The sequence below is a fragment of the Stenotrophomonas sp. HMWF023 genome (assembly GCF_003060985.1).
GTDB lineage: Bacteria > Pseudomonadota > Gammaproteobacteria > Xanthomonadales > Xanthomonadaceae > Stenotrophomonas > Stenotrophomonas lactitubi.
In genome coordinates this window covers 8,890-16,970 of record NZ_QAIJ01000249.1, presented here as the reverse complement: position 1 = coordinate 16,970, position 8,081 = coordinate 8,890, and the positions used below count along the sequence as shown (strand labels likewise).

Sequence of the window (8,081 nt, the reverse complement as noted above, 5' to 3'; positions counted from 1 at the left end):
CGGCTATACCGAGATCACCCGCAAGAACCTCAAGGTCGGTGGCCTGCAGGCCTGGTATGCACCGAATCCGGGCACGCGCCTGCGGCTGGACCTGCAGGTGACCGATGAGAGCCGTCGCGGTGGCAACCGCCTCGACCAGCCCGAACACCTGGCCAACATCGCCAAACGCTGGATACCAACTACCGCCGCGGCAGCCTGTCATGGGACCAGGAAGTGAACAGCGACGTCGACTTCCGTCTGGCCTATGCCTTCGCCGACATCGACCGCGACAGCTTCTACGGCGGTCTTGGCGATGTGGTCACCGATCCATCGGCGCCCGGCTACGATCCTTCGCAGCTGGACCCGAACGTGCCCGGCAGTGCCGCGTCACGCTCGTGGCGCCAGTACGGGCGCACCCACAACCCGCTGCACTACATCGACAGCCAGTTGAACTGGCGGTTGGGTGCACACACGCTCGCGTTCGGCGTGCAGTACAAGCATGAGGGCCTGCGTGACGACAACCGCGATGGCGCCGGCCAGCGCCTGGCCGTGCTCGAGGATGCGACGTTCCACAACCTCGGCGCGTTCGTGCAGGACGAATGGAGCGTACGCGATGATGTCGACCTGGTGCTGGGTGCGCGCGTGGACAAGAGTTCGGAACTGGACAGCGCCGTGTTCTCACCGCGCATCGCCCTCGCCTGGCAGGCGACACCCCGGCTGAAATGGCGTGCGGGCGTCGCCACCGGCTTCCGTGCGCCGGAAATCTTCGTCGAGGATGTCCACGTCGATACCCTCGGTGGCGAACAGGTGCGCGTGCGCAACACCCGTGGCCTGAAGGAGGAGCGCGCGCTGACCACCCTGTTCGGATTCGACTGGCGCTCCGACCCGGCCGACCCGGTATGGAGCTGGGATGCCACCGCGTCCTACGCACGCATCCGTGACACCTTCGCGCTGGGCGAGATCCAGCGCGGCGATGATGGCCAGCTGACACAGCTGCGCTACAACGCGTCCGGCTCGAACGTGCTGGGCATGGAAACCAACGTCGGCTGGCAGCCCTCTCCGCAATGGCGGCTGACTGCCGGCGCGTCGTGGTACCGCTCGCAGTTCCGCGAGCCGCAACGCATCTTCGATGACACCGCCGACGGCGGCGATACGGTGATCGACAGCCGCGACTACCTGAAGACGCCGCGCTGGACCGGCGTGGCCCAGCTCAGCTGGATGCCGGCCGAACCCTGGGAGACCTTCCTGGCGCTGCGCCACACCGGATCGATGCCGGTGCTCAACAACCGGCTGGGCGAACTGCACCGCACCCGCGCGTTCCTGGTCACCGATCTCGGCGCGCGCTGGCATCGCCACCTGGGCGCGCAGGCACAGCAGGAAGTGTCGGTGGCGGCCGGGGTCAAGAACGTGTTCGACCAGCGGCAGAAGGATCTGGAAAGCGGCGCGCTGCGCGACAGCGACTACGTGTACGGTCCGCGTTTCGCCCGCTCGTGGTACGTGAACCTGCGTTATGCGTTCTAGCTGGCTGCCCGCACTGCTGCTGGCACTGGCATCGCCGGCCGCGGCGGCCGACCTGCACGCGCAGGTCTCCGCGTCGCTGATGCGGCCCGAGCCACGTTCCCTGCGGCCGGTGCAGTGGTCGCCACCGCCGAAGCTGATCGCGCTGTACTTCGGTGCCGACTGGTGCTCGCCCTGCCACGCGTTCGTGCCGACCCTGCGCGGCGTGCGCGACGCGCTGCGCGAGGCCGGCGCCGATACCGAAGTGGTGTATGTGAGCCTGGATGAAAGCGAGGCGGCGTTGCGGCGCTACATGCAGCTGCAGGACATGCCGTGGCCGGTGCTGGACCCGCGTCGCGCGAAGCGCATGCCGGCGCTGCAGGCATTGGCGGGCCCGGCCCCGCCCAACCTGGTGCTGATCGATGCACAGGGCTCGGTGCTGGCCAATGGCTGGCAGGGGCGGCGCTACGGAGGCCTTCAGCCGGTATTGAAGGAATGGACGAAACGGGCGTGTGCTCAGGAACAGGCGCGCTGCCCCACTGGCGGCATTCAACCCCGGTAGCGCCGGGCCATGCCCGGCGAAATACGTGATGCGGCAACGCGCCCGCCGGGCATGGCCCGGCGCTACCGTTCGGTGGAACCGCCCTCGGCCTTGCGCACGAATTCGTCGAACAGCGCCAAGGTCTGTTCGCTGACATGGTGCTCGATGCCCTCGGCATCACGCCGCGCGGTATCCGGGTCCACGCCCAGCGCCAGCAGGAAGCGCTCCACGGTCTGGTGGCGCTGGCGGCTGGCATGGGCCAACGCCTCGCCCTCGGGGGTCAGGAACACGCCGCGGTATGGGCGCTGCACCACCCAACCGTCGCGGGCCAGCCGGCGAAGCATCTTCGCCACGGTTGGCTGGGCCACGCCCAGGCGGGTAGCGATGTCGACTTGGCGGGCCTCGCCGCCGTCGGCCAGCAGGTCCGAGATCAGCTCGACATAGTCCTCCACCAGTTCCATCCGGTGTGCCTCGCGCACTTGCCGGAAGCTCTCGACCTGGCGTTCGGCCTCGATCAAGGTGGTGCTTTTCAGCGATGTCGAATCGTCCGTCTTGCCCACGCGTGTGCCTGTCCTGCAGTTGTCATCGGGTGCGAACCTGAATTCTGGACCAGTGACGCAGTAAAGACGATTGTTTCACATTGCTATGCGATATAGCAGTGGCTATATTGGCAGCCATGAACACCGTCGCACCCACCGATTCTGCCGCCTCCACTCCGGCCAGCCTGGGTGCGCTCAACGCTTCGATAGCCGTACCCGACAAAGGCCATTGGTGGTTCCGGCTGCTGGCCTTCCTTGGCCCGGGCTACATGGTGTCAGTCGGTTACATGGATCCGGGCAACTGGGCCACCGATCTGGCAGGCGGCTCGCGCTTCGGCTATCTGCTGCTGTCGGTCATCCTGATCTCCAACCTGATGGCGGTGATCCTGCAGGCGTTGTCGGCACGGCTGGGCATCGCTACCGGCATGGACCTGGCGCAGGCCTGCCGTGCGCGCTACCCCAAGCCGGTGAACCTGGCGCTGTGGGCGCTGTGCGAAGCGGCGATCATCGCCTGCGACCTGGCCGAAGTGATCGGCACGGCCATTGCCTTGAAACTGTTGTTCGACCTGCCATTGCTGTGGGGCGCGGTGATCACCGCGCTGGACACGCTGCTGGTACTGCTGCTGATGAACCGCGGTTTCCGCGCGCTGGAAGCCTTCGTGATCGCGCTGCTGCTGGTGATCTTCGGCTGCTTCATGGTGCAGATCGCGCTGGCCGCGCCGCCGGTGATGCAGGTGCTGGGCGGTTTCATTCCGCGCGCGCAGGTGGTCACCGATCCGCATGCGCTGTACATCGCCATCGGCATCATCGGCGCCACGGTGATGCCGCACAACCTGTACCTGCATTCGTCCATCGTGCAGACCCGTGCCTATCCACGCACAAATGAAGGCCGTCGCAGCGCGCTGCGCTGGGCAGTCACCGACAGCACCGTTGCCTTGACCCTGGCGCTGTTCATCAACGCCAGCATCCTGATCCTGGCGGCGTCGGTGTTCCATGCCAATGGCCGCTTCGATGTGGAAGACATCGAGCAGGCGCACCAGTTGCTGGCGCCGATGCTGGGCGTGGGTCTGGCCTCGACATTGTTCGCAGTGGCGCTGCTCGCGTCCGGCCTGAACTCCACTGTGACGGCGACACTGGCCGGGCAGATCGTCATGGAAGGGTTCCTGCGCCTGCGCCTGCCGCCGTGGCTGCGGCGCTTGATCACCCGTGCGCTGGCCATCATCCCGGTGGTGGTCGTAATCATGCTGTTCGGCGACCAAGGCGCGGTGAAGCTGCTGGTGCTGAGCCAGGTGGTGCTGTCGATGCAACTGCCGTTCGCAATCATCCCGCTGGTACGGATCGTGACCGACAAGGTGACGATGGGCGCGCTGGTTGCCCCGCGTTGGCTGGGCGGCATCGCCTGGGTGATCGCGCTGGTGATCGTGGTGCTGAACGTGAAGTTGCTGGTGGATACGTTCGCTGGCGGTTGATCGGCGCGCCGTGGGAATCCGCCGGGCATGGCCCGGCGCTACCGATGGCGACCTGCAGTAGATCCACGCCATGCGTGGATGCGGCACTGGCCGGCGCTACAGGAACTCCGCGATCGCCGCTTCGATCTGCTGCGGCGACTGGAAGCCCGGCATGCGCATGCGTTCGTCACCGTCCAGGAACAGCGACAGCGTGGGGGTCTGCCGCAGCCCCAGATCGCGGAAGAACGCCTCGCCCACCACTTCCAGCTGCACCCGCAGCAGGGTCGTGCCCTGCCCTGCAGTGCCGCTGGCCACCCGCTGCAGCGACATGTCCAGCATCCGGCAACCCGGGCACTGGTCCTTGTGGAAGTCCACCAGCACGCGCGGATGGTCGGCCAGCAACTGCTGGAACTGCTCAGGCGTGGTGGCGTCGATGATCTGCATCGGTGGTACTCCAGTAATGATCCAGGACCGCGTCGGTCCAGCTGTTGATGGCCGTGGCATGCCGCCGGCCATGTGGCATCTGTTCGATCTCCAGCGGCGGGTAGCTACTGTGGAAATAGCGGATCAGCCGGTGCACCGCACCGCAGTAGTACTCCTGCCCCCACTGCGTTTCGCCGGTGCCGAACACCGCCACCTGGCGCGGTCGCTGGCCGCGTTCGGCGATACCTGCCACCCAGGCCTTCATCTCCGACGGCGTGCGCCCGGCGTTGTCGGTCCAGCAGCCCAGCAGCACCAGGTCGGCCTCGTCCACCGGCAGCGGCGGACACTGGCGCAGGTCGTCGGCGTCCTGCCAGTGCACGGCGTGGCCTGCGGCCCGGCAACGCTCGGCGATGTGGCGGCCGAGCTCGCGGGTGTTGCCACTGAGCGACGCCACCACGATCAGGATGCGCAGCGCCGGGCCGCGCTCAGAGTTCGTCGAAGCCGTTGTCGACGTTGGTCTTCTTGTAGCTTGCATTGCGCATCTCGAAGAAGTCGGTCTTGGTCTCGGTGAAGTTGTCGGCGTACGCCTTGATCCACGGCATCACGTTGTCGGTGGTGTCGCTGTACAGGCGCTCGATGCCGAGCATGCCGGCCATCTTGTTGGCGCGGTACTTCACGTAGCGCACCATCTCGTCCACGTCGATGCCGTCGATGCCGTCCAGCACCTCCGCCGACCACTGTGTTTCCAGTTCGATGGCATGTTCGAACGACTGGTGCACGTAGGCGGTCAGCTCGTTGGTCTGCAGCTCCGGGTTCTCGCCGATGATGGCGCGGATCAGCTCGCTGATGAACTTGGTGTGGGCCAGCTCGTCACGGTTGATGAAGCTGATGATCTTGCCGGTGCCGTTCATGCGGTTCTGCCGCACCATGTTGTAGAAGTACGCGAAGCCGGAATAGAAGTTGATGCCTTCCAGGATCGAGGATTGGATCAACGACTTCAGCAGGGTTTCGGCGGTCTTCTCGCGCATGAAGTCGTCGTAGGCCCCCATGATCGGCGCGTTGCGCTTGATGATGGTCGGGTGGGTGCGGGCGATCTCGAAGATGCGGTTCTGGTTCGGCAGGTCGGTGATCGAAGCCAGCACGTAGCTGTAGCTCTCGTTGTGGATCACTTCCTGCTGGCCGATGATCGCCGCGTTGGCGTGCGCGGCCGGGTCGGTGATGTACTCGGCGACGTTGTAGATGAAACGCGTCTGCGGCGAATCAAGTGTAGCCAGCAGGCCGATGATGGAATCGTAGGCGTTCTTCTCGCGCGCGTTGAGCTCGCCGTACTGGCGTGCATCCACCTTCATGTCCACCTCGTCGGGGATCCAGAAGTTGGTCGACAGCTCCTTGTAGGCGCGATAGAACGACGGGTAGGGAATGTCGTTCCAGTTCAGGATGCCGCTGGTGCGGCCGTTGATGATGCCGGTGCTGCGGTTGGGGTGGCGCGGTTCGAGGATCTTGATGCGGTCGAGGGGTGTTGCCATGGTCGTTCCTGCAGAGGTAGCGCCGGGCCATGCCCGGCGGAATGTACGGTGGCCGCGCGGTGCGCTCGCCGGGCATGGTCCGGCGCTACCGCGGCTGGGGTGCAGCGATCAGCTCGAGCACCACTCGCATTCGCTGATGTCGATGTCGTTGGAGCGCACGTAGTAGGTGGTCTTCAGCCCTTCCCGCCAGGCACTCAGGTGCAGCTCCAGCAACGTGCTGGCGCGGATCGTGCTCGGCACATACAGGTTGAAGCTGATCGACTGGTCCACATGGCGCTGGCGGCGCGCGTTCTGCCGCACGCTGGCGAACTGGTCGACCTTGTAGGCACCCTTCTCGTAGTACGGCCAGGTTTCCAGCGACAGCCCGGGCGCAGCCACCGGCCGCCGGAAGTCCTTCTTTTCCTCGTAGTAGAACGCGCTGTAGATCGGATCGATCGACGCGGTGGAACCGGCGATCTGCGCGGTGCTCATGTTCGGCGCCACTGCCAGCAGCCAGCCGTTGCGCAGGCCGTTGCTCGCCACCTCGCGTGCAAGACTGTCCCAGGCCGCGCCGCTGTAATCGCGGTCACGGAAATAGTTGCCGTTGTGCCAGTCGCTGCCGACGAACATCGGGTAGCTGCCCTTCTCCTTGGCCAACTGCGCACTGGCCTGGATGGTCAGGAAGTTGATGCGTTCGAACAGGCGATCGGAGAGTTCCTCGGCCTCGGGCGATTCCCAGTGGATCGCCTGCTGTGCCAGCAGGTGGTGCCAGCCGAACGTGCCCAGGCCGATGGCGCGGTACTTGCGGTTGGTGATGGTGGCCTGCGGCACCGGCAGCGCATTGAGGTCGATCACGTTGTCGAGCATGCGCACCTGGATCGGAATCAACCGCTCCAGCACGTCCGTGGCCAGCAGATCCTCGGGGGCGGTGATGGCACGGCCGAGGTTGATCGATGACAGGTTGCAGACCACGAAGTCACCGGCACGGCGGGTGGTGACGATCTGGTCGCCGCTGACGATCTCCTGGATCATCCGCGTCGGGCTCATGTTCTGCAGGATCTCGGTGCACAGGTTGCTGGAATAGACCATGCCCGCGTGCTTGTTCGGGTTCTTCCGGTTCACTTCGTCGCGGTAGAACAGGAACGGATTGCCGGTTTCCAGCTGGCTGAGCATGATCCGCTTGAACAGGTCGATCGCCTTCACCGTGCGACGGCTGATGCGCTCGTCGGCCACCAGTTCGGCGTAGCGGTCGCGGAAGCTGCCTTGGCCACGCTTCTCGTCGTAGAAATCCTGCAGGTACCAGCCCTTGGCCTGCTTCACCTCGTGCGGATCGAACAGGTACCAGTCGGCGCGGCGCTCGACTGCCTCCATGAACAGATCGGGCACGCAGATGGCGGTGAACACATCGTGCGCGCGCAGGCGCTGGTCACCGTTGTTCAGGCGCAGGTCCATGAAGGCTTCGATGTCGCGATGCCAGATGTCCAGGTACACCGCCACCGCGCCCTTGCGCTGGCCGAGCTGGTCGACCGACACCGCGGTGTTGTTGAGCTGCTTGATCCACGGCACGACGCCGCCGGACGAGTTGGGCACGCCGCGGATCGGCGCACCACTGCTGCGCACGTAACCCAGGTACGCACCCACACCGCCGCCGTGCTTGGACACGCGGGCGATATCGGTGTTGGAGTCATAGATGCCCTGCAGGCTGTCATCGACGGTATCGATGAAGCAGCTCGACAGCTGGCCACCGACCTTGCCGGCATTGGCCAGCGTCGGCGTGGCCACCGTCATGTACAGGTTGGACAATGCCCAGTAAGCCTCGCCCACCAGCTGCATGCGGCGCACGCGGCCGCTCTCCCCCGGCCCGCCCTCGTTCTGCATCAGGTACAGGGCGATGGTCAGCCAGCGCTCCTGCGGCAGCTCATACACCTCGCGGCTGCGGTCGGTGGCCAGATAGCGCGTGGCCAGCAGGTACAGGCCGTTGTAGGCGAACAGACGATCGCGCTCGGGGTCGATCATCTCGCCGGCCTGCTGCAGCTCTTCCTTCGAGTAGCAGCGCAGGATGTCGTTGCTGTAGATGCCGCGGTCGGCCAGGCTTTCCTGCAGGCCCACGAAGGAGCCGTACTTCAGGCTGACGTCGTAGAAGCGGTTG

General features: G+C 65.5%; 7 protein-coding genes and 1 pseudogene. 3 read left to right on the top strand and 5 right to left on the bottom strand.

The window, feature by feature from the left end; genetic code table 11:
- A pseudogene (locus tag DBR20_RS23200) lies at positions 1-1,500 on the top strand (TonB-dependent receptor); the annotation flags it as partial.
- Positions 1,490-2,038, top strand: coding sequence for a thioredoxin-like domain-containing protein (locus DBR20_RS13895; RefSeq protein WP_108266585.1), 549 nt, complete (start codon positions 1,490-1,492; stop codon positions 2,036-2,038). The pseudogene DBR20_RS23200 and the gene DBR20_RS13895, both read left to right, overlap by 11 nt.
- Positions 2,039-2,100: 62 nt before the next feature.
- Here DBR20_RS13895 and mntR read toward each other — a convergent pair whose 3' ends face one another.
- Positions 2,101-2,577, bottom strand: coding sequence for a manganese-binding transcriptional regulator MntR (gene mntR, locus DBR20_RS13890; protein WP_108266584.1), 477 nt, complete (start codon positions 2,575-2,577; stop codon positions 2,101-2,103).
- A gap of 116 nt (positions 2,578-2,693) precedes the next feature.
- On the opposite strand from mntR, the gene DBR20_RS13885 reads away from it, so the two are divergent.
- Complete coding sequence (locus DBR20_RS13885) at positions 2,694-4,025, top strand: Nramp family divalent metal transporter (protein ID WP_108266583.1); 1,332 nt, start codon at positions 2,694-2,696, stop codon at positions 4,023-4,025.
- A 96-nt stretch (positions 4,026-4,121) separates the two neighbouring features.
- On the opposite strand, the gene DBR20_RS13880 is transcribed toward DBR20_RS13885, so the two are convergent.
- The 4 genes from DBR20_RS13880 to DBR20_RS13865 form a co-directional block, all read right to left on the bottom strand.
- Entirely contained in the window at positions 4,122-4,448 is a 327-nt protein-coding gene (locus tag DBR20_RS13880; protein ID WP_108266582.1) for a thioredoxin family protein, read from the bottom strand.
- Positions 4,420-4,899 carry a flavodoxin gene (locus DBR20_RS13875; protein ID WP_229979871.1) on the bottom strand — a complete coding sequence of 160 codons (480 nt, stop codon included), beginning with the start codon at positions 4,897-4,899 and terminating at the stop codon, positions 4,420-4,422. Before DBR20_RS13875 ends, DBR20_RS13880 begins: the two co-directional genes overlap by 29 nt.
- A 13-nt stretch (positions 4,900-4,912) precedes the next feature.
- Positions 4,913-5,953, bottom strand: a complete 1,041-nt coding sequence (locus tag DBR20_RS13870; protein ID WP_108266580.1) for a ribonucleotide-diphosphate reductase subunit beta — start codon at positions 5,951-5,953, stop codon at positions 4,913-4,915.
- Positions 5,954-6,061: 108 nt separating this feature from the next.
- Positions 6,062-8,081, bottom strand: a 2,020-nt coding sequence (locus DBR20_RS13865) for a ribonucleoside-diphosphate reductase subunit alpha (protein WP_258223358.1), incomplete at its 5' end; no start/stop codon positions are given.

Coding starts and splice junctions, on each gene's coding strand:
- DBR20_RS13895 (WP_108266585.1), top strand. CDS start 1,490: ATGCGTTCTAGCTGGCTGCCCGCACTGCTGCTGGCACTGGCATCGCCG.
- DBR20_RS13885 (WP_108266583.1), top strand. CDS start 2,694: ATGAACACCGTCGCACCCACCGATTCTGCCGCCTCCACTCCGGCCAGC.
- DBR20_RS13880 (WP_108266582.1), bottom strand. CDS start 4,448: ATGCAGATCATCGACGCCACCACGCCTGAGCAGTTCCAGCAGTTGCTG.
- DBR20_RS13870 (WP_108266580.1), bottom strand. CDS start 5,953: ATGGCAACACCCCTCGACCGCATCAAGATCCTCGAACCGCGCCACCCC.